The 22,380-nt window shown below is 66.3% G+C and carries 15 protein-coding genes; 9 read left to right on the forward strand and 6 right to left on the reverse strand.

Annotated elements, in window-relative coordinates:
• Positions 1-134 precede the first annotated feature (134 nt).
• The 5 genes from AC2FAN_RS01490 to AC2FAN_RS01510 all read left to right on the forward strand — a co-directional run bounded on the left by AC2FAN_RS01490 (position 135) and on the right by AC2FAN_RS01510 (position 8,561).
• A complete protein-coding gene (locus tag AC2FAN_RS01490) occupies positions 135-1,145 on the forward strand; it encodes an extracellular solute-binding protein (protein WP_265053198.1) in 1,011 nt (336 codons plus the stop codon).
• Positions 1,142-2,827, forward strand: coding sequence for an ABC transporter permease (locus AC2FAN_RS01495; protein WP_476806518.1), 1,686 nt, complete (start codon positions 1,142-1,144; stop codon positions 2,825-2,827). The genes AC2FAN_RS01490 and AC2FAN_RS01495 overlap by 4 nt, the downstream gene beginning before the upstream one ends.
• Before the next feature lie 94 nt (positions 2,828-2,921).
• Positions 2,922-4,682 carry an AsmA family protein gene (locus tag AC2FAN_RS01500; RefSeq protein ID WP_265053196.1) on the forward strand — a complete coding sequence of 587 codons (1,761 nt, stop codon included), beginning with the start codon at positions 2,922-2,924 and terminating at the stop codon, positions 4,680-4,682.
• Between the two features lie 78 nt (positions 4,683-4,760).
• Positions 4,761-5,939: an E22 family MetX-like putative esterase gene (locus AC2FAN_RS01505; RefSeq protein WP_476806519.1), complete on the forward strand. Its 1,179-nt coding sequence runs from the start codon at positions 4,761-4,763 to the stop codon at positions 5,937-5,939.
• A gap of 573 nt (positions 5,940-6,512) precedes the next feature.
• Positions 6,513-8,561 (forward strand): methyl-accepting chemotaxis protein, encoded by a 2,049-nt coding sequence (locus tag AC2FAN_RS01510; RefSeq protein ID WP_476806520.1) that lies wholly within the window; start codon positions 6,513-6,515, stop codon positions 8,559-8,561.
• A gap of 105 nt (positions 8,562-8,666) precedes the next feature.
• On the opposite strand, the gene AC2FAN_RS01515 is transcribed toward AC2FAN_RS01510, so the two are convergent.
• Positions 8,667-9,152: a hypothetical protein gene (locus tag AC2FAN_RS01515; RefSeq protein WP_485172457.1), complete on the reverse strand. Its 486-nt coding sequence runs from the start codon at positions 9,150-9,152 to the stop codon at positions 8,667-8,669.
• A 161-nt stretch (positions 9,153-9,313) separates the two neighbouring features.
• A complete protein-coding gene (locus AC2FAN_RS01520; RefSeq protein WP_265053192.1) occupies positions 9,314-9,946 on the reverse strand; it encodes a MarC family protein in 633 nt (210 codons plus the stop codon).
• 214 nt (positions 9,947-10,160) lie between these two features.
• Here AC2FAN_RS01520 and gyrA point away from each other — a divergent pair, with 214 nt between their 5' ends.
• Both gyrA and aat read left to right on the forward strand, forming a co-directional pair.
• Complete coding sequence (gyrA, locus tag AC2FAN_RS01525; protein WP_485172458.1) at positions 10,161-12,959, forward strand: DNA gyrase subunit A; 2,799 nt, start codon at positions 10,161-10,163, stop codon at positions 12,957-12,959.
• Positions 12,960-13,256: 297 nt separating this feature from the next.
• Complete coding sequence (gene aat, locus AC2FAN_RS01530; protein WP_476806522.1) at positions 13,257-13,928, forward strand: leucyl/phenylalanyl-tRNA--protein transferase; 672 nt, start codon at positions 13,257-13,259, stop codon at positions 13,926-13,928.
• Positions 13,929-13,938: 10 nt separating this feature from the next.
• Here the strand turns inward: aat and AC2FAN_RS01535 are convergent, their stop codons facing one another.
• Positions 13,939-14,511 carry an FUSC family protein gene (locus AC2FAN_RS01535; RefSeq protein WP_265053188.1) on the reverse strand — a complete coding sequence of 191 codons (573 nt, stop codon included), beginning with the start codon at positions 14,509-14,511 and terminating at the stop codon, positions 13,939-13,941.
• A gap of 3 nt (positions 14,512-14,514) precedes the next feature.
• Positions 14,515-15,141 (reverse strand): DUF2155 domain-containing protein, encoded by a 627-nt coding sequence (locus tag AC2FAN_RS01540; protein WP_442865016.1) that lies wholly within the window; start codon positions 15,139-15,141, stop codon positions 14,515-14,517.
• Positions 15,142-15,385: 244 nt separating this feature from the next.
• Between AC2FAN_RS01540 and AC2FAN_RS01545 the strand changes: the two genes are divergently transcribed.
• Positions 15,386-16,111: a DUF1028 domain-containing protein gene (locus AC2FAN_RS01545; RefSeq protein WP_485172459.1), complete on the forward strand. Its 726-nt coding sequence runs from the start codon at positions 15,386-15,388 to the stop codon at positions 16,109-16,111.
• Between the two features lie 121 nt (positions 16,112-16,232).
• On the opposite strand, the gene AC2FAN_RS01550 is transcribed toward AC2FAN_RS01545, so the two are convergent.
• Positions 16,233-16,643, reverse strand: a complete 411-nt coding sequence (locus AC2FAN_RS01550; protein ID WP_265054815.1) for an NADH:ubiquinone oxidoreductase subunit NDUFA12 — start codon at positions 16,641-16,643, stop codon at positions 16,233-16,235.
• 120 nt (positions 16,644-16,763) lie between these two features.
• Positions 16,764-17,486, reverse strand: coding sequence for an NIPSNAP family protein (locus tag AC2FAN_RS01555; RefSeq protein WP_265053186.1), 723 nt, complete (start codon positions 17,484-17,486; stop codon positions 16,764-16,766).
• 693 nt (positions 17,487-18,179) lie between these two features.
• On the opposite strand from AC2FAN_RS01555, the gene AC2FAN_RS01560 reads away from it, so the two are divergent.
• Positions 18,180-21,905: a vitamin B12-dependent ribonucleotide reductase gene (locus AC2FAN_RS01560; RefSeq protein WP_476806524.1), complete on the forward strand. Its 3,726-nt coding sequence runs from the start codon at positions 18,180-18,182 to the stop codon at positions 21,903-21,905.
• The last annotated feature ends 475 nt before the right edge of the window (positions 21,906-22,380 follow it).

The raw sequence follows: 22,380 nt of genomic DNA on the forward strand, positions 1-22,380 counted from the left end.
TAGTCCAAATAAAGACTATGCTCACATTCTTATAACACGCTGATTTAAAAGGACGATTTCGTTGACAGCCTCGCCGGGGGCGCATTAACGCTCGGTCGTCGCGCGTTTGGCGCCTTCACCGACGGAGCGTAAAAATGATCAGAAAAGCCCATCTCCACGCCCTGGCGCTGTCGTCCTGCTTGCTGGCCGCGCCGGCCCTCGCCCAGGAGGTCAATCTCTACACCACCCGCGAGCCGGCCCTGCTCAACCCCGCGCTCGAAGCCTTCACCAAGGATACCGGGATCAAGGTCAATGCCGTCTTCCTGAAGGACGGCCTGCAGGAGCGCATCCGCGCCGAGGGCGCCAACAGCCCCGCCGATGTCATGCTGGTGGTCGATGTCGGTGAGATCAACGCCGCGGTCGAGGCCGGCATCACCCAGCCGATCCAATCGGCGACGGTCGACAAGATCGTCCCCGCGCAGCTTCGCCCGGACAACAACTGGGTCACGCTGACCAAGCGCGCCCGCATCGTCGTCGCCTCGAAGGACCGCGTGGCCCAGGATGCCATCACCTATGAGGAGCTCGCCGATCCCAAGTGGAAGGGCAAGTTCTGCATCCGCGCCGGCCAGCACCCCTACAACAATGCGTTCTTCGCGGCCTTCATCGCGCATAACGGCCCGGAGAAGGCGGAAACCTATCTCAAGGCTCTGCGCGCCAACGCCGCCCGCAAGCCCGGCGGCGGCGACCGCGACGTGGCCCGCGACATCCAGTCCGGCCTCTGCGACGTCGCCGTGATCAACACCTACTATATCGGGCTGATGAGCCAGGCGAAGAACGAGCAGAAGGGCTGGTTCGACGCGATCAAGCCGCTCAAGACGACCTTCGCCAATGGCGGCACCCATGTGAACGTCTCGGCCGCGGCGCTGGCCAAGAACGCTCCGAACAAGGACAACGCCGTCAAGCTGGTCGAGTATATGCTCGGCGAGAAGGCGCAGGCCCTCTATGCCAACGGCAACTTCGAGTTTCCGGTCAACCCCGCCGTCACCGAATCCGACGCGGTGAAGCTGCTCGGCACGATCACGCCCGACAAGCTGCCGCTCTCCGAGGTCGCCAAGCAGCGCAAGCCCGCCGCCAATCTCGTCGACAAGGTCGGCTTCGACAGTTGAGCCCGAGCACGTCGCTCGCAATCTCCGGACGGTCGCCATTCGCGTGGCGGCCGTCGACGCGTTTTGCCCTGGCCTCGCTGCTGGGCGCCGCCCTTGTCCTGACGCCCCTGCTGGCCCTCGTCGCGACGGCCCTGTCATCGTCGCAGGCGGTGGAAATCTGGCCGCACCTCGCGGCCAACGTGCTGCCGACGGCGCTTGTCCAGACCGCGCTGCTGCTCGGCGGCGTCGGCGTCGTCAGCGCCGTTCTGGGCATCGGGACCGCCTGGCTGGTGACACAGTATGAGTTCGCCGGCCGGCGCCATTTCGAATGGCTGCTCGTGCTGCCGCTGGCCCTGCCGACCTATCTGACGGCCTACATCTATGTGGAGTTCCTCGGCTTTCAGGGGCCGCTGCAGAGCGGGCTGAGAGCCGTCACCGGCTGGCGCACGCTGCGCGACTACTGGTTCCCCGATCCGCGCAACCTGCCCGGCGCCATCGCGATCATGGCGATCGTCCTCTACCCCTATGTCTATCTCACCACCCGCGCGCTCTTCAGCATTCAGGGTGCGACGATCGTCGAGGCGGCGCGCAGCCTCGGCGCGACGCCGAGCCGGCTGTTCTGGCGCATCGGGCTGCCGCTCGCGCGGCCGGCGCTCGCCGCCGGGCTGACGCTCGTCCTGCTCGAGACGCTCAACGATATCGGCGCGACCGAATATCTCGGCGTCCGCTCGCTAACGCTCTCGATCTACACCACCTGGGTCAATCGCGGCTCGCTGCCGGGCGCGGCCCAGATCGCCTGCGTGATGCTGCTCGTCGTCTTCCTGCTGATCCTGACGGAGGCCCGCCTGCGCGGCCAGCGCCGCTTCGCTCTGCCGGTGCGCCAGCCGCGCCCCGCCGGCCGCAAGCCGCTGCGCGGCCGCGCCGCCGTCATTGCGACCGGCGCCTGTGCCCTGCCCGTCCTGTTCGGCGCCATCCTGCCGATCGGCTACCTCGCCAGCGAGATCCTGCAGCGCGGATTGCTCGCGCAATTCGACATCGCGCTGCTGCGGCTCCTCGGCAATGCCGTGCTGCTCGCGGGCATTGCATCCGCCATCGTGCTGCTGCTCGGGCTCGGTATCGCCACCGCCAGCCGCGCCGGCCGCGAATCCTGGCTGAGGCCCCTCGCCCGCCTTGCCTCGCTCGGCTATGCCGTGCCGGGCACCGTGCTCGCGCTCGGCCTCCTGATCCCGATCGCCGCCTTCGACAATGTGCTGGCGAATGCCGTCACGGCCCTGTTCGGCATCAAGGCGGGCCTGCTGCTGATCGGCTCCGGCGCGGCGCTGGTGATCGCCTATGTCGTGCGCTTCCTCGCCATCGGCGTTTCCGGCGTGGAGAGCGGCCTCAGCCGCGTCTCGCCGCGGATCGACGACGCAGCCCGTGCGCTCGGCGCCGGCCAGCCCGAGATTCTGCGCCGCATCCATTGGCCATTGATGCGCCCGGCCATCGCCGGCGCGGCGCTGCTCGTCTTCGTCGATTGCCTGAAGGAATTGCCGGCGACGCTGCTGCTGCGCCCCCTCAACCTCGATACGCTGGCGACGGTGGTCTACGGCCACGCCTCGCGCGGGGTCTTCGAGGATGGCGCGCTCGCTGCCCTGCTGATCATCCTCGCTGGCCTCTATCCGGCCATCGTTCTGGCCAAAACCGGTGCAAATCGTGTGGGATAGCTGGTTTCCCGGCCTCGACAACCCGCCCGCATCGGCCTAAACCAAGCGCCGCCAGGGGGCTGGCTGACTTTCGGCCCGTCCGATTCGGAAGTCCATGACCAGACGCACAGCGATCCTCGCCTTCAGCCTTGCCGTCGTCATCGGCCTGCTGCTCGGATTGCAGTCCTGGGATCTCGCGCTCGGCCGGGTGGAGCGTAGCGCCATCGCCGCGGTCGAGGAGAAGACGGGCTTCGTCGTCAAAGGTATCGAGCGCGCCGAGATCGCGCTCCTGCCGTTCCCGCGCATCAGCCTGTCCCGCGTCGGCTTCAGCCAGCGGGATAGCGCGCTCTCGGGCGAGGCTGTCCGTGTGCGCGCCCATCTGCGTCTCCTGCCCCTGCTGACCGGCCGATTGAGCTTCGACAGGATCGACCTCGTCGCGCCGCAGATCGACGTCTCGGTCGCACCCGGCAGCGACGGTGTGACCGAATGGCTCGCGGCGCCGCTGGCCGAGCTCGAAAGGCTGCGCAGCCAGAGCAAGATCGTCGTCCAGGGTGGCTCGATCTTCCTGCGTGCCAATGGCGTCATCCAGAGCGTGGTGCGCGATCTCAGCCTCGTCATCGACGAGCGCAGCCTGAACGAGCCGCTCGACCTGGCCGGCTCCCTCACCTGGCGCGGCGTCCCGACCGAAGTGAACCTGCGCTGGCCGATGGTCGGCGGGAGCGCCAAGGCGGCGCTTTCGGTCACCTCGCCGCTGCTGAAGCTGCGGTTCGACGGCACGCGCTCGGGGCCGGAGGAGCCTGTCGTCAACGGTCTTCTCGCCCTCTCCTCGCCGTCGGTTCCCGAGCTGCTGCGCTGGTTCGGCGAGGATTCGCGACTGGCCTCGGCCCTCGGCGCGCTCACGCTTTCGGCCGATCTGCAGCTCAAGCCGCACGAAGCCTCGTTCAACAACGCCATCGCCAGCCTCGACGGCGAACGCCTCGACGGCGTCATCAAGCTGTCTGAGGGCGCGGGCGGGCGCGCCGCGCTCTCCGGAACTCTCGCAGGCGCGACCCTCGACATCGGCCGTCTCGTCAACCGCCTGCCGATCCCGGCCATCGATGCCGCCGACACCGGCCCGCTCGATCTCGACGCCTGGACGGCGCGCGAGATCGATCTCAGGATCTCCGTCGATGCCGCCAGGCTGAATGGCGCCCGCCTCAACGACGTCGCGACCTACCTCCTGATCAAGAAGGGGCGTTTCGAAACCGGCCTGCTGCGCGCCGGCGCCTATGGCGGCAGCGTCAAGACGCGGTTGCTGGCGGTCAGCGCCCCTGCCGGCGTCGACATCAAGCTCCAGGCCGGGCTCGAGAAGGTGAATATCGGGCAGGCCAGCAGCGATATTCCGCAGCTTGGGCGCCTGAGCGGCAACGGCACGTTCCAGCTGGCGCTCGACGGTGCCGGCCGCACCTTCGACGAGATGCTGGGGTCGCTGACCGGGCGTGCCAACCTCTCCGTGAAGCAGGGCGAGCTCGCCGGAGCCGCTTTCTCCGATCTGCTGCGCCGCGCCGAGCGCAACCCCGCACAGGCCCTGCGCGACTGGCGCCAGGGCAAGACGCCCTTCGAGAGCCTGACCGCCAATGCAGGCATCGCCGGCGGGCTGCTGGTTCTGACCGAAGCCCAGATGAACGGCCAAACCTATCGCTTCAACCTGAGCGGCAATGCCTCGCTGCGCAGCCGCACTCTCGACATGGTCGCTTCGCTCGCCTCGACCAGCAGCGCGCTGAAGCTGCCCTTCAGTCTCAAGGGGCCGGTGGCTTCCCCGCTCTTCGAGCTGGAGACCGAGGCCTTCGTAAGCCCTGCCAGCGGCACGGCCTTTCCGGCCCTCCTCACCCGCTGAGCGAAGCCGCTTCCACAGGGCGCGGAAATCCGCTCTGATGCGGCAACGGCCGCATGACGGCCGAGGGAGGAAGCGGCGATGCGGATTTGGATCACGGGCGTTCTCGCCCTTGCGGGATGGGTTGCAGCGGGAATGGCCGGCGCACAGGATCTGATGGTCGAGAAGAAGGTCTTCGAGCTGCCGAGCTTCACGACCCAGTCCGGCCGCACGCTGAAGCAGGTCCGCGTCGGCTGGGAGAGCTACGGCACCCTCAACGCCGACAAATCCAATGCGGTGCTGATCTGCCATTTCTTCTCGGGCAATTCGCACGCTGCGGGCAAATACGCGGCCTCGGACGCTGCGCCCGGATACTGGGATGCCATCATCGGCCCCGGCAAGGCGATCGACACCGACAAGTATTTCGTCATCGCCTCCGACACACTGGTGAACCTCAACACCGGCGACCCGAAGACAACCACGACGGGCCCGGCCTCGATCGACCCCGCTACCGGCAAGCCCTATGCGCTGGATTTCCCGATCGTCGGCATCCGCGACTTCGTCGAGGTTCAGAAAGCTCTGGTCGAAAGCCTTGGAATCAAGAAGCTTGCACTGGTCGCCGGCCCCTCGATGGGCTCGCTCCAGACCTTCGAATGGGCAGCGAGCCACCCCGAGATGGTTGCCAAGGCGATGCCGGTGATCGGCGCGGCCGAAGCCGACGCCATGCTGATCGGCTGGCTCGACGTCTGGGCCGCTCCGATCCTGGTCGACGCCAACTGGAACGGCGGGAACTACTACGGCAAGGCGCCGCCGCTAGCCGGGCTCGCCAAGGCGCTGGCGGCCGTGACGCTACAGGCCAACCATCAGGACTGGGCCAACGCCACCTTCGGCCGCAGGCCGGCCAAGGAGGGCGACGATCCGGCCAAGGCGCTGCTCAACAGGTTCCAGTTCCAGAGCGTGCTCGACAATGCCGGCGCTGCCCGCGCAAAGGTCTCGGACGCCAATCACTTCCTCTACCTGATCAAGGCAAACCAGCTCTTCACCGCCGGCGGCACCTCGCTCGCGGATGGCATGGCGAAGATCAGGGCGCCGATGCTCTACATCACCCAGCCGAAGGACCTCGTCTTCACGCCGGACGCGGTCGAGCGCACGGTGAAGGTGGCCAAGGATGCCGGCCGCGACATCACCCATGTCACCATCGACGGCTCGCGTGGCCATCTCGACGGCGTGATGTCGATGAAGCAGGCCGAAGGCGCGATCCGGGCGTTTCTGGCGAAGTGACCCGCGAACGCTGGTGCGACGAGGCGAACGCCGCATCGATTCGCGGCATTCGCCTCACAGGCCAGCCCGATTCCCCGGCGGGCCGAGAGCCGCCCGCCGCGCGTGACCATGCGAACGCGCCGGCACCCTGCGCCGCGGCAACCGCTGCTTGATCTGGGCAGATCGTGGTGCCCCAGAGTTATGTCTTCGATAATACTTAATTTCGACCGAGCGTCGTTTTAGATTAATTGTAAAACGCATCAGAAGTCGTCGGGTGCATCTTTGGCGACGCGCCATCATCGGCCGCATGCCCCAGCGTTTCACCGAATATTTACCACAAATGACCATGGTGAACCCGACCGCGCAAGAAGCGGATCGGAGGTCGGCAGGCGCCGTATCGCGATCCGAGCGGAGGGGGAATGATATGGGCCCGGTTGCAGGCAGGGGTTACCCGCGTGCGCAGCTGACGGCGGCCCAGGGTCGTTCGTTCTCTCCCGAACCTGGCGTGGTCGGCGTCGCTCCCCGCGATGTCGAGCCGACTATCCCTGCCAAGCCCTCCCCGGCCTAAGCCCCACGCAGAAGAGCAAGACGGATATGATCAAGAAGCTCAAGATCGGCCAACGCCTCGTCGTCGGCTTCGGCATCATTCTCGTCATGCTGATCGCGCTCGCGGTCGTCAGCGTCGACCGTGTCGGTGTCATCAATGACGGCCTGACGACCATCAACGACGTCAATTCCGTGAAGCAGCGCTTCGCGATCAACTTCCGCGGCAGCGTGCACGACCGTGCGATCAGCCTGCGCGACGTCAGCCTCGGCGGTGCGCGCGATCTTCAGGCTAATGTCGACGACATCGCCAGGCTGGCCGAGAATTACCGCAAGTCGGCGGTCGCGCTCGATGCGCTCTATGCCGGCAGCGCGGCGGGCAATTCCGACGAGCAGCGCATCCTGGCCAGCATCAAGGAGACCGAGGCCAAGACGATGCCGCTGATCGCCAAGGTGATCGATCTGCAGCGCGCTGGCGATGGCGAGCAGGCCAAGACCGCGCTGATGACGCAGGCGAAGCCGCTCTTCACCGAATGGCTCGGCCGCATCAACCAGTTCATCGATCTGGAAGAGGCGAAGAATCAGGCGCTCGGACACGACGTGCGCGGCGTGGCACAGAGCTTCACGCTGCTCACGATGATCCTGTGCGGTGTCGGCCTGCTGGTCGGCGGTACGATCGCCTGGTGGTCGCTCAAGGCGATCAGCCCGCTGCGCGAACTGACCGGCATCATGACGCGCTTCGCCGAGGGCGATCTTCAGCCCGCCGTGCCGCATGCCGACCGCAAGGACGAGGTCGGCGCGATGGCGGCGGCGCTGCAGATCTTCCAGGGCAACCTGCAGAAGATCCGCGCTCTCGAGGAGCAGGAGCGCACCGAGGCCAAGGCCAGGCTCGAACGCGCCGACTCGATGGCCCGCATCGTCAGCGACATCGGCGAGGTCGTCGCCTCCGCCGCCGCCGGTGACTTCTCGGCCAGGCTCGAGATCGAGCAGGCCGACGAGCAGATGCAGCAGCTCGTCGCCGGCATCAACGAGATCAATGCCGTGGTCGATTCGGCGACGACCGAATTCGCCGGCACGCTGTCCGCCGTCGCGGCCGGCGACCTGACCCAGACTATCGCGACGGCCTATCGCGGCCGCTTCGCCGACCTGAAGGGCGCGATCAACGACACTGTCGAGCGCCTCTCGGCGACGGTGCGCACGATCCAGGTGACCTCGTCGGATGTCGGCCTGGCCGCCCGCGAGATCAACATGGGCGCCAACGACCTCTCGAAGCGCACGGAAGAGCAGGCCTCATCGCTGGAAGAGACGGCGGCAACCACCGAGCAGCTGGCGGCCTCGGTCAAGGCGTCGGCCCAGGCGTCGCGCCAGGCGACCCAGATCGCCGAGGAGGCGATGTCAGCGGCGCAAAGCGGCGGCACCATCGCCGGCCAGGCGGTCGATGCCATGGCTCGCATCGAGACCGCCTCGCAGAAGATCTCCGACATCATCCGCGTGATCGACGATATCGCCTTCCAGACCAATCTGCTGGCGCTGAACGCGGCGGTCGAGGCGGCCCGCGCCGGCGATGCCGGCAAGGGCTTTGCGGTCGTCGCTTCCGAGGTGCGCACTTTGGCACAACGCTCCGGCGAGGCGGCCAAAGACATCTCCGGGCTGATCTCGTCCTCGAACATCGAGGTCGGCGAGGGCGTGAAGCTGGTGCGCCAGGCCGGCGACGCCCTGCAGCGTATCCTGGAGGCGTCGCAGCGGGTGTCCTCAACGATCTCGGACATCTCGTCAGCCGCCAGCGAGCAGGCCAACGGCATCGACGAGATGAGCCAGGCAGTGGCGCATCTCGACGAGATGACCCAGCAGAACGCAGCGCTTGCGGAAGAGAGCGCGGCCTCCGCCGCCTCGCTCTCCGACAAGATCGCCCAGCTCAACGGGCTGGTCTCGACCTTCCGCACCGGCGGAGGCGACTCTGGCTTTGCGGCCAAGCCCGTGATCGTGCACGACGCCGCGGCGCAACAGGCCCGCGACCTGCGCAGGATCGGCCGTGCCATGGCACCGTCCGCACCGGTGCGCGGCCGCGCGGTCAACGAGAGCGGCTGGTCGGAGTTCTGAGCACTGCCGTGCCGTAAGGCATGAACGTCTTCGCGATACCGGGATGCAAAGCCTGCGTCCCGGCATCGCGCCGTCGAGGTCAGGCGACCTGCAACGGAGCGCTCGTCAGCGGGAGGCGTTGCAGACAGCGCCCCTCGCCGGCCTGAGCAAGAAAGTCGAGTCGTTGGGACCGCCGATGAGCTTTTCGTTCAAATCGGGCCCGGTCTCATCGTCGAAGATCTTCAGCTTGCCGGGGTTCGTGAGTCTGAGGTTGCGACCCTCCAGCGATAGTAGAAGTCCGGAGGCGCCGTCCGTGTCGGGCTGGCAGCTCAATCCTTCGGCGCTCTGTTCGCAGCGGCCGCCTGCGCGCCAGATCTGTTGCCGTCCTCTGATCCAGAGATTCATGCCGAAATCGATCTTGCCCGGATCGTAGCGGGACTTTTCGACGCGAAGCCATAGGCGCTGAACCTGCTGGTCAAGATGCAGGTGAAGATGGGCGGCATCATAAGTCCGAGCGAAACAACCCAGAAGGCTCCGAGCGGCCACGGGCGTGCCAGACAGCAGGACCGTGCAGACGATCGACACCTGTACGGCCCTCGCGAACCCCGTCAAATCCTGCTCCTGTGCTCGTCGCGCAGCTGCATTGTCGACTGCGCCCGAGTGTTAGGGCCGCAAGTGTTAGAGCCGCTTGCAAGCCGGAGCAAATCCCTGCCCTCGCAGTTTAGGCGCGTGAGTCCGGAAAGGGTCGGAAGCGGAACACTCCGCCTCGCCCCCTACCCCGCCAGCATCGCCGCCCTTATCCCGTCGATGACGAACTGAACGGCGAGCGCCGCCAGGATCACGCCGAGCAGGCGCGTCAACACGACATTGCCGGTGACGCCGAGCAGCTTCGCGATCGGCGTCGCGGTCAGGAACACGGCGAGGCAGGACAGGATCACCAGCCCGCAGATCAGCGCCAGCGTCACCAGCAGAAGCGGGTCGCCGCCGGCGCGGCCGGCGAGCAGGATCATCGCCGTCAGCGCGCCGGGCCCGGCCATCAGCGGGATCGCCAGCGGGAAGGCCGCGACGTTGCGGATATGGTCCTGCGTGATCGCCGTCTCGGCCGTCTGCTGCTTGCGCTCGTTGCGGCGCTCGAACACCATCTCGAAGGCGATCCAGAACAGCAGCAGCCCGCCGGCGATGCGGAAGGCCGGCAGCGAGACGCCGAGCGCCTTCAGCACGACGTCTCCCGCCACGCCGAAGAAGGCCATGATGCCGAAGGCGATGATGCAGGCGCGCACGGCGACCTGCCGACGCTCGCCCGACGACATGCCACGCGTCAGCGACAGGAAGATCGGCGCAAGGCCGGGCGGATCGAGCGTCACCAGCATGGTGACGAGCGCGGAAGTGGCGAATTCGATGAACATGCGGCGCCGACTTGACCACGGCTTTTGCCCGCCGTCACCCGTCAAGAAAGGCGGGATTGTGGCAGCGCTTGTGGACGGCTCAGAAAACCCCCTGCAAGCGATTGATATCGCAGGCTTTATTTTTGCCGGGACAGAGCCCGCTTTTGCTGGCGCCAAAGGCCGGAATCGGGTAGCCAGAAGCCTGAAAAACTAGCAGGAATCGGGACATTTCCCTTTGAGCGACGACACCGACGACAAGCGCGACGGCGCCCCGGAATTCGGCGGCGACATCAAGCCGATCGCGATCACCGACGAGATGAAGAAGAGCTATCTCGATTACGCGATGAGCGTGATCGTGAGCCGCGCTCTGCCCGATGTCCGCGACGGCCTGAAGCCGGTCCACCGCCGCATCTTGTTCTCGATGCACGAGAACAAGAACCTGCCCGAGCGGCCCTACACCAAATGCGCCCGCATCGTCGGCGACACGATGGGTAAGTACCATCCGCACGGCAATCTCGCGGTCTACGACGCGCTGGTGCGCATGGCGCAGGACTTTTCGCTGCGCCTGCCGCTGATCGATGGCCAGGGCAATTTCGGCTCGATGGACGGCGACAGCCCCGCCGCCGACCGTTACACCGAGGCGCGCCTCGACAAGGCGGCGATGCCGCTGCTGGAAGACCTCGATCTCGATACGGTCGATTTCCAGCCGAACTACGACGGCAAGGAGCACGAGCCGACCGTCCTGCCGGCGCGCTATCCGAACCTGCTGGTCAACGGCGCCGGCGGCATCGCCGTGGGCATGGCGACCAACATCCCGCCGCATAATCTCGGCGAGGTCATCGATGCCTGCGTCGCCTTCATCGACAACCCCGAGATCTCGATCGACGAGCTGATCGAGATCGTGCCCGGCCCGGATTTCCCGACCGGCGCCTCGATCATGGGCCGCAGCGGTATCCATTCGGCCTATCACACCGGGCGCGGCTCGATCGTGATGCGCTCGAAGACGCATATCGAGGAGCTGCGCAAGGAGCGCGAGGCGATCATCGTCACCGAGGTTCCCTATCAGGTGAACAAGGCGTCGATGGTCGAGAAGATCGCCGAGATGGTGCGCGAGAAGCGCATCGAGGGCATCTCCGACCTGCGCGACGAATCCAGCCGCGAGGGCGTCCGCGTCGTCATCGAGATCAAGCGCGACGCGCTGGCCGATGTCGTGCTGAACCAGCTCTACCGCTTCACCCAGCTGCAGACCTCCTTCGGCGCCAACATGGTCGCGCTGACCGGCGGGCGGCCGGAGGTGCTGAACCTCAAGGACTTCATCTCCGCCTTCGTCGAGTTCCGCGAGGAAGTGGTCTCGCGGCGCACGCGCTACCTGCTCAACAAGGCCCGCGAACGCGCCCATGTGCTCTGCGGTCTCGCTACAGCAGTCGCGAATATCGACGAGGTCATCCGCCTGATTCGCACCGCGCCGACCCCGGCGGCGGCGCATGAATCGCTGATGGCGCGCGACTGGCCGGCCGAGGACATCGCGCCGCTGATCGCGCTGGTCGACGATCCGCGGCACCCGATCAATCCGGACGGCACCTATCGCCTGTCGGATGCGCAGGCCAAGGCGATCCTCGAGCTGCGCCTCGCCCGCCTCACGGCTCTGGGCCGCGACGAGATCGGCGACGAGCTGGAGAAGCTCGCCAAGGAGATCGCGGATTATCTCGACATCCTGCGCTCGCGTGCCCGCATCCAGGAGATCGTCAAGAGCGAGCTCGCCGAGGTCAAGAACGCCTTCGCGACGCCGCGCCGCACGGTCATCCAGGACTGGGGCTCCGATCTCGACGACGAGGACCTGATCGCCCGCGAGGACATGGTCGTCACCGTCTCGCATGGCGGCTACATCAAGCGCGTGCCGCTCTCGACCTATCGGGCGCAGCGGCGCGGCGGCAAGGGCCGCTCCGGCATGGCGACCAAGGACGAGGATTTCGTCGCGCGGCTGTTCGTGGCCAACACGCACACGCCCGTGCTGTTCTTCTCCTCGGAAGGCCAGGTCTACAAGGAGAAGGTCTGGCGGCTGCCGCTGGCGGCGCCGAATGCGCGCGGCAAGGCGCTGGTCAACATGCTGCCGCTCGAAACCGGCGAACGCATCACCACGATCATGCCGCTGCCTGAGGACGAGGCGAGCTGGGAAACGCTCGACGTGATGTTCGCCACCGCCTCGGGCGGGGTGCGCCGCAACAAGCTCTCCGACTTCGTCAACGTCAATCGCGCCGGCAAGATCGCGATGAAGCTCGACGAGGGCGACCACATCGTCGACGTGCAGATCTGCACCGAGAACGACGACGTGCTGCTGACCACGGCGGACGGCCAGTGCATCCGCTTCGCGGTGCCGGAGGTGCGCGTCTTCAAGGGCCGCGATTCGACCGGCGTGCGCGGCATCAACCTGGCCAAGGGCGACGAGGTCATCTCGCTCGCGATCCTTCGCCATCTCGATGCCACGCCGGATGAGCGCGCCGCCTATCTCAAGCGCGCAGCTGCGAACCGCCGCGCCCTCAATGGCGAATCGGACGAGGGAGCGGACGCAGCACCCGCCGTCGAGGCCGATGCCGAGGAGAGCGCCGGGGATATCGAGCTCGGGCTCGAGAAGTACACGGCGATGGGGGCTGCCGAGCAGTTCATCCTGACCATCTCGGAGCGGGGCTACGGCAAGCGCACCTCGTCCTTCGAGTACCGGGTGACCGGACGCGGCGGCAAGGGCATCGTCGCCATGGTGGTCAACGAGCGCAACGGCAAGCTCGTCGCCTCCTTCCCGGCGGTGGACAGCGACCAGCTGATGCTCGTCACCGATGGCGGCCAGGTCATCCGCGTGCCGGTGGATGCCGGCCCGGACAACCGCATCCGCATCGCCGGCCGCTCGACGCAAGGCGTGACGGTGTTCAACACCGCCAAGGACGAGAAGGTCGTCTCGGTGGAGTGCATCAACGACGATGGCGAGGGCGATGCCGAAGTCGAGGACAGCGCACCCGGCGAGGAAGCTGCGGAAAGCTGATCTTTCAGCGTGTTGCGGCGGTGTTTTCAGGTCGTTTCTGAGGCCACCGCCCGTCCTGCCTGCAGGAGCCATGCATGATCAATCTCGTCATGCTCGGGCTTGACCCGAGCATCTCGGAAACCAGTTCCCTCCGGTCCTGAGATTCTCGGGCCTGCGCTTCGCTCCGCCCGAGAATGACGCTTGCCATTCCGCTACTCCGATGCGGAGACCGGCGACCGCCTGACGTGACGATCAGCTCCTTTGCGAGTACGGCAGCTTCTGTTTGACTCCCCGCCCACGCCGCGCTCCCATCCACGCATGAAGGCCCGTTCCGTGCCCGTCCGCTCGCCCGCGATCACGCCGGAGATCATGCTGCGCGCCTATGCCGCCGGCATTTTTCCGATGGCGGAGAGCGCCGACGATCCGAGCCTGTTCTGGGTGGAGCCGGAACTGCGCGGCATCATCCCGCTCGACGGATTCCATCTGTCCAGCCGGCTGGCGCGCACCGTCCGCTCGGACCGTTTCGAGATCAGGATCGACAGCGATTTCGACGCGGTGATCGCCGCCTGCGGCGAAGCCCGCCCGGACCGTCCCGAGACCTGGATCAACGGCCGCATCCGCGCGATCTTCAGCGAGCTTTTCGCGCTCGGCCATGTCCATACGGTGGAATGCTGGCGCGAAGGGCGCCTCGTCGGCGGTCTCTACGGGTTGTCGCTCGGCGGCGCCTTCTTCGGCGAGAGCATGTTCCACCGCGAGACCGACGCCTCCAAGGTCGCACTCGTCCATCTCGTCGCGCGGCTCAGGCGCGGCGGCTATCGGCTGCTCGACACCCAGTTCCAGACCGGACACCTCGCACAGTTCGGCACGATCGAGATTCCGCGCGACGCCTACAGGCCCAGGCTCGACGATGCGCTGCGCCACCGGGGCAACTGGCATGCCTGGCCGGCGCGGGCGATCTTGAGCGGCAGCCAGGCGCTCGCCGAACTCTGAGCAGTCCCTATCAGGCCGGCCGGCGCGGATCGAGGCGCTCGGCCAGCCAGACCACGGCGATCGCGACGCTGACGCCCCAGCCCACCTCGACGACGCGCGAGAGCATCATCTGCTGGGCGCTCGTGCCGGGATGGGGAACGAGCAGGATGATGGTGGCGGTGATGCCGGCCAGCCGCGCGGCGCTGGCGACGTTCAGCATCCAGGCGGCCAGCACCGAGAGTGCCGCCGCGAGCAGGTAGCTAAGGATGTTCTGCCCGGTGACCAGCACGACCGCGACGCCGATCCCGCCGCCGATGGCCGCGCCGACGAACTGGTCGCGCGCCGTCGTCCGTGTCGCCCCGAATTCGGTCTGCACCACCGCGATGGCCGTGATCGCCGCCCAGAAGCCCTCGCGCAGCCCCAGCGCCTGCGTCGGGAGATAGGCAGCGAGTGCCGCTGCGCTGGACATCAATGCGTGTTCGAGCCCGTCCCGAAAGCGCTGCCCGGCCGAGAGCCGCTTGCGCAGCTCGGAGAGGCGGCGGCGCAGGCGCCTGATGCGCGTCGTCTCGCGCCCGGCCCCTTTATCGGCGCCGTCGGGCGACACGGATCAGCCGCCGCCGGTCGGGTCGCGACCCTGCCCGGGGTTGGTCGGGAAGAAGCGCTGGCTCGGGCGCTGCGGCTGCACCGGCACGCCGCGCGGCGGTTCGACATCGATGCGCCCGCCGGGCAGCGGCGCCGGCTGCTGCAGCGATGGCGGCTGGTTGGGATCGCGCGGCGGTGTGCGCGGCCGGCGCGGGTCTTCCGGCGCTGGTGGAGGCTCGGCTTCCTTCGGATCGACGACGAGCTCGGTGCCGCCCTTGCAGTCGGTCAGCCACACGTCATAGATCGCGTGCTCGACGCCATGCAGGCCGGGGCTCGCCGCGTACATCCAGCCGGTGAAGATGCGCCGGTATTCGTTCTTGAAGGTGACCTCGTCGACCTCGACGAAGGAGTCGGTCTGCGGCGCCTCGGTCGGCGGCCGGGTCCAGCAGACGCGCGGCGTCAGCTGGAGGGCGCCGAACTGCACGGTCTCGTCGACCGCGACCTCGAAGGAGATGATGCGGCCGGTGATCTTGTCGAGCCCGGCGAAGACGGCGGTCGGGTTGCGGATGCGGTCGGCCTGCGCCGGCCCCATCGCGGCCAGCATCGCGACGGCGCTCGTGGCGAGGCCTGCCAGGATCGGAAAACGGAACAACGACGGCATGCTGGCGCGAATCTCTTCGACAGCGCGGAAGGACCGCGACGAGGCGCAGTAACACGGCAAACGCAGCGGAAAAAGGGCATCGCGCCTGAAATGCCGCCAGCAACCTAAGCTGCACCGACATCGATGGCCGGTGCGGTCTGGCAGGACCACCGGTTCACGTCTCGCGATAGAGCGCGCTTTGCAAAAAGTCGAATGGGCGCCTATTGCCCCTCACTGCCGAGACGAGGAACGCTCCATGACCTGGTCGATTGTCGCAAGACACGCGCAAACCGGCGCGTTTGGCATCTTGTGCGCATCGAAGGCGCTGGCTGTCGGAGCTGTGGTTCCGTATGGAGCCGGCCGCACCGGTGCGATAGCGACCCAAGCCCTCGCCAACCCGTTTTTCGGCGTCGACGGGGTGAGGCTGCTGCAGGAAGGCTGCTCCGCGCGTGACGTCGTGGCTGCACTGTCAGCCTTGGACGAAGGTCGCGACCACCGACAAATCCATCTGGTCGACCGCGAAGGCAGGGTGTCCGCCTATACGGGTTCGGCGTGTATCGGCTGGAGCGGGAACGTCGAAGGCCCACAAGTCTCCGTCGCGGGAAATATGCTGACGGGGCAGCAGGTCGTCGATGAAACCCTGAATGCCTATGTCTCGGCCTCCGCCTTGAGTTTTGACGAGCGCCTCATCGTCGCAATGGAAGCCGGCGAACGCGCAGGAGGCGACAAGAGGGGCCGCCAGTCCTGCGCCATTCGCATATGGACCGAGGCTCCGTTTCCAAGCTTCGATCTGCGGGTCGACGACCATCCTGAGCCGCTGAAAGAGCTTCGTCGCCTCTGGCGGCTTGCCCATCAGGGTTACGTGCCGTTTCAGACCGCTCTGCCAACGCGCTTGAAACCAGCGGGCTGTACGGATCGCGATGCGGTCTACCGCATGTGCGCCGAATATGCGGCGACATGGAACGCTGAGCACGCCGAATAACAGCTGAGCCGGTTCTGTTTCCCCGACCGCCCGAAGCATTCGCCGCGCCGGCTATCTTGCCCCACCGACCATGAAAAAGGCCGCCCCGAATGGAGCGGCCCTGTGTCTCGGAGCCTTCGCCTCAGCGGCCGGGCGTCCAGGCCTGGTAGTCGCCGGTCGCGGCCGGGCGCTCGCCTTCGGCCAGGGTGGAACCCTGCGGGCGATAGGCCAGCGCCGTGCCGGTCCAGTTCTGCTGGTGCGGCTCCTGCCATTCGCGCGGCTGATAGCTTTCCTCGGACGGCGCGACGTCGACGGTGTGGTGCAGCCAGCCGTTCCAGCCGGGCGGGACCTTGGAAGCCTCGGCCTCGCCCTTGTAGATCACCCAGCGGCGCTGGAAGCCGAGCGCCTTGTCCTTCACCCCGCCTGCGGTGCGGTAATAGACATTGCCGAACTCGTCCTCGCCCACCTTCTCGCCGAAGCGCCAGGTGTGGAAGCGCGTGCCGATGGTCTGGCCGTTCCACCAGGTGAAGATCTGCAGCAGCCAGTCCTTCATCGTCGTCAGTCCGTGCAGTTGCGGCGCCGCGCAGATATGCGGGCGCGTCTCGGCCTGACTTATGGCGGCAGCGCCCTGCCCTGTCCAGCCCGGAGCAAGGCGGCCTAGCGTCACGCCGCGCTAACGCAGGCGCGAGCGCCCCGTCGGTATCAGCTCCGCCACCTCGACTGAGGTCGCGGCCGCTCCAGCGCCAATCGTGCCCAGCGCCGCGGCGACGGCAGGGCTCCCGCCCTCTGGCGGCCGAACGACCGTCACCACGACATTCGCTTCCGCCCGCACCGGCAATCGGGGGAAGCCGTTCGGGCTGTGATCGCTGATCAGGCTTGCCAGAACGGTCGCGCCCGCGGCGAGAGCCGTATCCGCGATCCGAGCCGCCTCCTGCCGCAGCTCGTCTTCGGCTGAGATCGCGGGGACGTGATGGGTCGAAACGAGGATCAGCCTCCCTGCATCCGGGAAGATGCCGGTCGGCCGCTCCGGCAGACCGGCGAAAGCCGACTCGCTCCCCGCCGGCTTCAGCATCAGCACATCGTCGGAATCGATCATGGTCTTGTTGGCGGCAGGGCCATGCTTGGCCCAGACCGGCCCGCCATAGAATCGCGGCAGCGAAGCACTGCGCACCGCCTGATCGGCAAAACCGCGGAACCAGACAAAATGATCGGGCTGGCCGGAATCGCGGAACTGTCCGACGACGCTCATGCCGACATCTTCCTGCGTCTCGACGAATTCCGCATCGAACAGGGCGATCAGCGTCTCACGCTGCCCTCGTTTCAGCAGGTAGCGCCTGAGTTCGAAAACGGTATCCGCGGCGGCAAGCGAACTCGCCTTCGATGCGACTTGAATCATGGCGGCCCATATAAGGAAGAGCGATCTCCATCCAATCTCGTCGCGCCAATGCCTGATTCTGTCAGGAGCGCTTTGCCGGATTTTCGCCGTGATTCGGCCTGCCCGCCGCCATGATGCGCGGGCCGAAGCGCACCGACTTCAAGCACTTGGCCCGCTCCCCGAAACCGCCCTATGTGGCACGCTTGCGACACGCCAGGATTCACGCCTCGTCAACCATGAATAGTGGGGATTTTACGGACTGCGCTTCGCTCGGCTCTGTGGCAATCTTGCCGCGGGCCGGCGATTCTCGTCGCTATTTCCAAGGCTTAGCCGGCGCCTTGAAACTTATCCCCATAACTCACACATACCTACCAGATGTCGTGTCCACAGGGATGGCAGCGCACTATTCCTTGACGAACGGTAGCGATCGGCGCTAGATTTTGACCATCGCATGACAGCCGGTGGCAACCCCTCTGGATGACTGCGGAACCCTAGTTTTCCAGAGTGTTCCGGGCCTGCCGCCGCATCCGCGCCTAACGTGGAAGCGAACGGGATTGCGCGGGCATTTTGGGCGTGACCGGGCCTGCAAGCGGGGCGACATCGCCGAGGACCCACAGGGCGTCGAACCGAGTTTTGGCTGACATCAGGAGCCGGTGATCAACCGGCCGCGCGAGGCTTCAAGGCAAGCCCGCGGCAGATCAAGGGACGAAGATCATGCGCATCGAGCGCCGCTACACCACCGCCGGACAGTCGCCCTACGCCGCGATCCCGTTCCGATCGGCCGTCAGCGAGATCAAGAACCCGGACGGCTCCGTCGTCTTCCGGCTGGAGGGTATCGAGGTTCCCGAGGCCTGGTCCCAGGTCGCGAGCGACGTGCTCGCCCAGAAGTATTTCCGCAAGGCCGGCGTCCCCGCCCGCCTGAAGAAGTTCGAGGAGAACGACGTTCCCTCCTTCCTCTGGCGCTCCGTCGCCGACGAGGCCGCTCTCGCCGAGCTGCCGGAGGGCGAGCATTACGGCTCCGAGATCTCGTCGAAGCAGGTCTTCGATCGCCTTGCGGGTTGCTGGACCTATTGGGGCTGGAAGGGCGGTTATTTCTCTTCCGAAGAGGATGCCCAGGCCTTCCATGACGAGCTGCGCTTCATGCTCGCCACCCAGCGCGTCGCGCCGAATTCGCCGCAATGGTTCAACACCGGCCTGCACTGGGCCTATGGCATCGACGGCCCCAGCCAGGGCCATTTCTACGTCGATTTCAAGACCGGGAAGCTGGTGAAGTCTAAGTCGAGCTACGAGCATCCGCAGCCGCATGCCTGCTTCATCCAGGGCGTGCAGGACGACCTCGTCAACGAGGGCGGCATCATGGACCTGTGGGTTCGTGAGGCCCGCCTGTTCAAATACGGCTCCGGCACCGGCTCCAACTTCTCGATGCTGCGCGGCGAAGGCGAGAAGCTCGCCGGCGGCGGCAAGTCCTCGGGCCTGATGTCCTTCCTCAAGATCGGCGATCGCGCGGCCGGCGCCATCAAGTCGGGCGGCACGACGCGCCGCGCCGCCAAGATGGTCGTGGTCGACGCCGACCACCCGGACATCGAGGCCTATATCGACTGGAAGGTGAAGGAGGAGCAGAAGGTCGCCGCCCTCGTCACCGGCTCCAAGACCGTCAAGAAGCACATGAAGGCCGTGCTCAAGGCCTGCATCAACTGCGAGGGCGAAGGCGATTCCTGTTTCGACCCCGAGAAGAACCCGGCCCTCAAGCGCGAGGTGAAGCTCGCCCGCAAGGCGCTGGTGCCGGACAACTACATCAAGCGCGTCATCCAGTTCGCCAAGCAGGGCTACAAGGACATCTCCTTCGATACCTACGACACCGACTGGGATTCCGACGCCTATCTCACCGTCTCCGGCCAGAACTCGAACAACTCGGTCTCGCTGACCGACGATTTCCTGCGTGCCGTCGAGACGGATGCGGATTGGAACCTGATCCGCCGCACCGACGGCAAGGTCGGAAAGACGCTGAAGGCGCGCGACCTCTGGGAGAAGATCGGCTACGCAGCCTGGGCCTCGGCCGATCCGGGCCTGCACTTTAACTCGACGATGAACGACTGGCACACCTGCCCGGCCTCGGGCCGGATCCGGGCGTCCAACCCGTGCTCCGAGTACATGTTCCTCGACGACACGGCCTGCAACCTGGCCTCGGCCAACCTGCTGCAGTTCTACGACAACGAGACCAAGAGCTTCGACGTCGCGGCCTATGAGCATCTCTGCCGGCTCTGGACGGTCGTGCTCGAGATCTCGGTGACGATGGCGCAGTTCCCGTCCCGCGAGATCGCCGAGCTCTCCTACGAGTACCGCACGCTCGGCCTCGGCTACGCCAATATCGGCGGCCTGCTGATGACCATGGGTCTCGGCTACGACTCCGACGAAGGCCGTGCGCTCGCCGGCGCCCTCACCGCGATCATGACCGGCGTCGCCTATGCGACCTCGGCCGAGATGGCAGGCGAACTCGGCCCCTTCCCCGGTTACAAGAAGAACGCCAGCCACATGCTGCGCGTCATCCGCAACCATCGCACCGCGGCCCATGGCCTTGCCGATGGCTATGAGGGCCTGAGCGTCACCCCGGTTCCGCTCGACCATGCGACCCTCGCCCGCCTCGGCGGCTCGGCTGTCACCATGGCGGAGCGCTCGCGCGCCGTCTGGGACCAGGCGCTCGAGCAGGGCAAGCGCTACGGCTACCGCAACGCCCAGTCGACCGTGATCGCGCCGACCGGCACGATCGGCCTCGTCATGGATTGCGACACCACCGGCATCGAGCCCGACTTCGCCCTGGTGAAGTTCAAGAAGCTCGCCGGCGGCGGCTACTTCAAGATCATCAACCGCGCCGTGCCGGACGCGCTCAGGGCGCTGGGCTACCGCGAGGCTGATATCGCCGAGATCGAGGCCTATGCCGTCGGCCACGGCTCAATGAAGCAGGCGCCGGGCGTCAATCCCTCGACGCTGCGCTCCAAGGGCTTCACCGACGAGAAGATCGAGGCGATCGAGAAGGGGCTGAAGAGCGCCTTCGACATCAAGTTCGTCTTCAACAAATGGACGCTGGGCGAGGATTTCCTCACCGGCACGCTCAAGGTCCCGGCCGAGAAGCTCAACGACATGTCGTTCGAGCTCCTGCCCTTCCTCGGCTTCACCAAGGCCGAGATCGAAGCGGCGAACGTCCATGTCTGCGGCGCGATGACGCTGGAAGGCGCCCCGCACCTCAAGACCGAGCATTACAACGTCTTCGACTGCGCCAATCCCTGCGGCCGCATCGGCAAGCGCTATCTCTCGGTCGAGAGCCATATCCGCATGATGGCGGCGGCGCAGCCCTTCATCTCGGGCGCGATCTCCAAGACCATCAATATGCCGAACGAGGCCACGGTCGAGGACTGCAAGAGCGCCTATATGCTCTCGTGGAAGCTGGCGCTGAAGGCCAACGCCCTCTATCGCGATGGTTCCAAGCTCTCGCAGCCGCTGAACTCGGCGCTGATCTCGGATGAGGACGAGGATGCCGACGACGCCATCGAGGCACTGGTCGCAGCGCCGATGGCGGCGCGCGCCACCCAGATCTCGGAGAAGATCGTCGAGCGCATCGTCGAGCGTATCGAGCGCAAGCGCGAGCGCGAAAAGCTGCCCGACCGCCGCACCGGCTACATCCAGAAGGCGGTGGTCGGCGGCCACAAGGTCTATGTCCATACCGGCGAATATTCGGACGGGCGCCTCGGCGAGATCTTCATCGACATGCACAAGGAGGGCGCTGCCTTCCGGGCGATGATGAACAACTTCGCCATCGCGGTCTCGCTCGGCCTGCAATACGGCGTGCCCCTGGAAGAGTATGTCGAGGCCTTCACCTTCACCCGCTTCGAGCCCTCGGGCTTCGTCGCCGGCAACCAGTCGATCAAGAACGCGACCTCGATCCTCGACTACGTCTTCCGCGAGCTCGCGATCTCCTATCTCGGCCGCAACGACCTCGCCCATGTCGATCCCTCCGAGATTGGCCATGACGTGATCGGCGGCGGCGTCGGCCAGGACAAGGCGCCGGACGCGACGGCTCCGATCACCTCGACCCCGCTGGCCTCCACCGGGTTCCGCCGCGGCAAGCCGATCAACCTGCTCGCCATCCAGGGCGGCGGCGCGGCCAACGATGCGGTCGCCCGGTCGGTTTCATCGGTGACGGCGCTCGCCACCGCCGGCGCCACCGCGCTGAAGGAAGAACCGGAAGCCTATGGCGAGGCGGAGATCGCCAAGCTCGGCTTCGCGGCCCCGGCCGCCCAGCCGTCGCAGTCCGAGCGCCGGGCCGAGGCGATCATGAAGGGCTATGTCGGCGACAGCTGCGGCGAATGCGGCAACTTCACCCTGGTCCGCAACGGCACCTGCCTGAAATGCAACACCTGCGGATCCACGACAGGCTGTAGTTGATTATTCCGGGGTGCCCGGTTTGAAAAACGAGGCATAGTGTTGCCGCGATTGTAGGAGAAGTTCCGCAATCTGATTTTTGACGCCCGGCCCTGCCGGGCGTCACTTCGTTTTCAAACAGGCCAAGAAGCTCGGTTTTCCTGCCAGCTGGCAATCCAGTCCGCCCTCTGCAAGGGCGCCACTTCGGCAAAGCTCGTTCGAAAATCGAGTGGCCTCCTGTCGAACTATTGTTGATTGCCCGGTGCCCGCGCCCCTCCCCGCGTCCCGTCTATCGGCTTCGCGAGCGGAACTCCGACAGTTGCGACGACCAATCTACCGCTCTCAATGGCCGGGCGAGCAGCGATGAGCACGTTCATTTCTGGGAACCTGAGCTTCCGAAGCTGGCCCATTGCGGACGTGCGGTATGTCTGCTCCCGGATGGTCCCAGTTTGGCGCGGGCAGGGCCAGCGCGTCGACAATTTCCACGCTGTTAGATCCA

It is taken from the genome of Allobosea sp. RIT-PG3_2, from assembly GCF_057321085.1.

Bases quoted from the DNA above. Each gene is read 5' to 3' on its own strand.
- AC2FAN_RS01490 (WP_265053198.1), top strand. From the start codon at position 135: ATGATCAGAAAAGCCCATCTCCACGCCCTGGCGCTGTCGTCCTGCTTG.
- AC2FAN_RS01500 (WP_265053196.1), top strand. From the start codon at position 2,922: ATGACCAGACGCACAGCGATCCTCGCCTTCAGCCTTGCCGTCGTCATC.
- AC2FAN_RS01505 (WP_476806519.1), top strand. From the start codon at position 4,761: ATGCGGATTTGGATCACGGGCGTTCTCGCCCTTGCGGGATGGGTTGCA.
- AC2FAN_RS01510 (WP_476806520.1), top strand. From the start codon at position 6,513: ATGATCAAGAAGCTCAAGATCGGCCAACGCCTCGTCGTCGGCTTCGGC.
- AC2FAN_RS01520 (WP_265053192.1), bottom strand. From the start codon at position 9,946: ATGTTCATCGAATTCGCCACTTCCGCGCTCGTCACCATGCTGGTGACG.
- aat (WP_476806522.1), top strand. From the start codon at position 13,257: ATGAAGGCCCGTTCCGTGCCCGTCCGCTCGCCCGCGATCACGCCGGAG.
- AC2FAN_RS01545 (WP_485172459.1), top strand. From the start codon at position 15,386: ATGACCTGGTCGATTGTCGCAAGACACGCGCAAACCGGCGCGTTTGGC.
- AC2FAN_RS01550 (WP_265054815.1), bottom strand. From the start codon at position 16,643: ATGAAGGACTGGCTGCTGCAGATCTTCACCTGGTGGAACGGCCAGACC.
- AC2FAN_RS01555 (WP_265053186.1), bottom strand. From the start codon at position 17,486: ATGATTCAAGTCGCATCGAAGGCGAGTTCGCTTGCCGCCGCGGATACC.
- AC2FAN_RS01560 (WP_476806524.1), top strand. From the start codon at position 18,180: ATGCGCATCGAGCGCCGCTACACCACCGCCGGACAGTCGCCCTACGCC.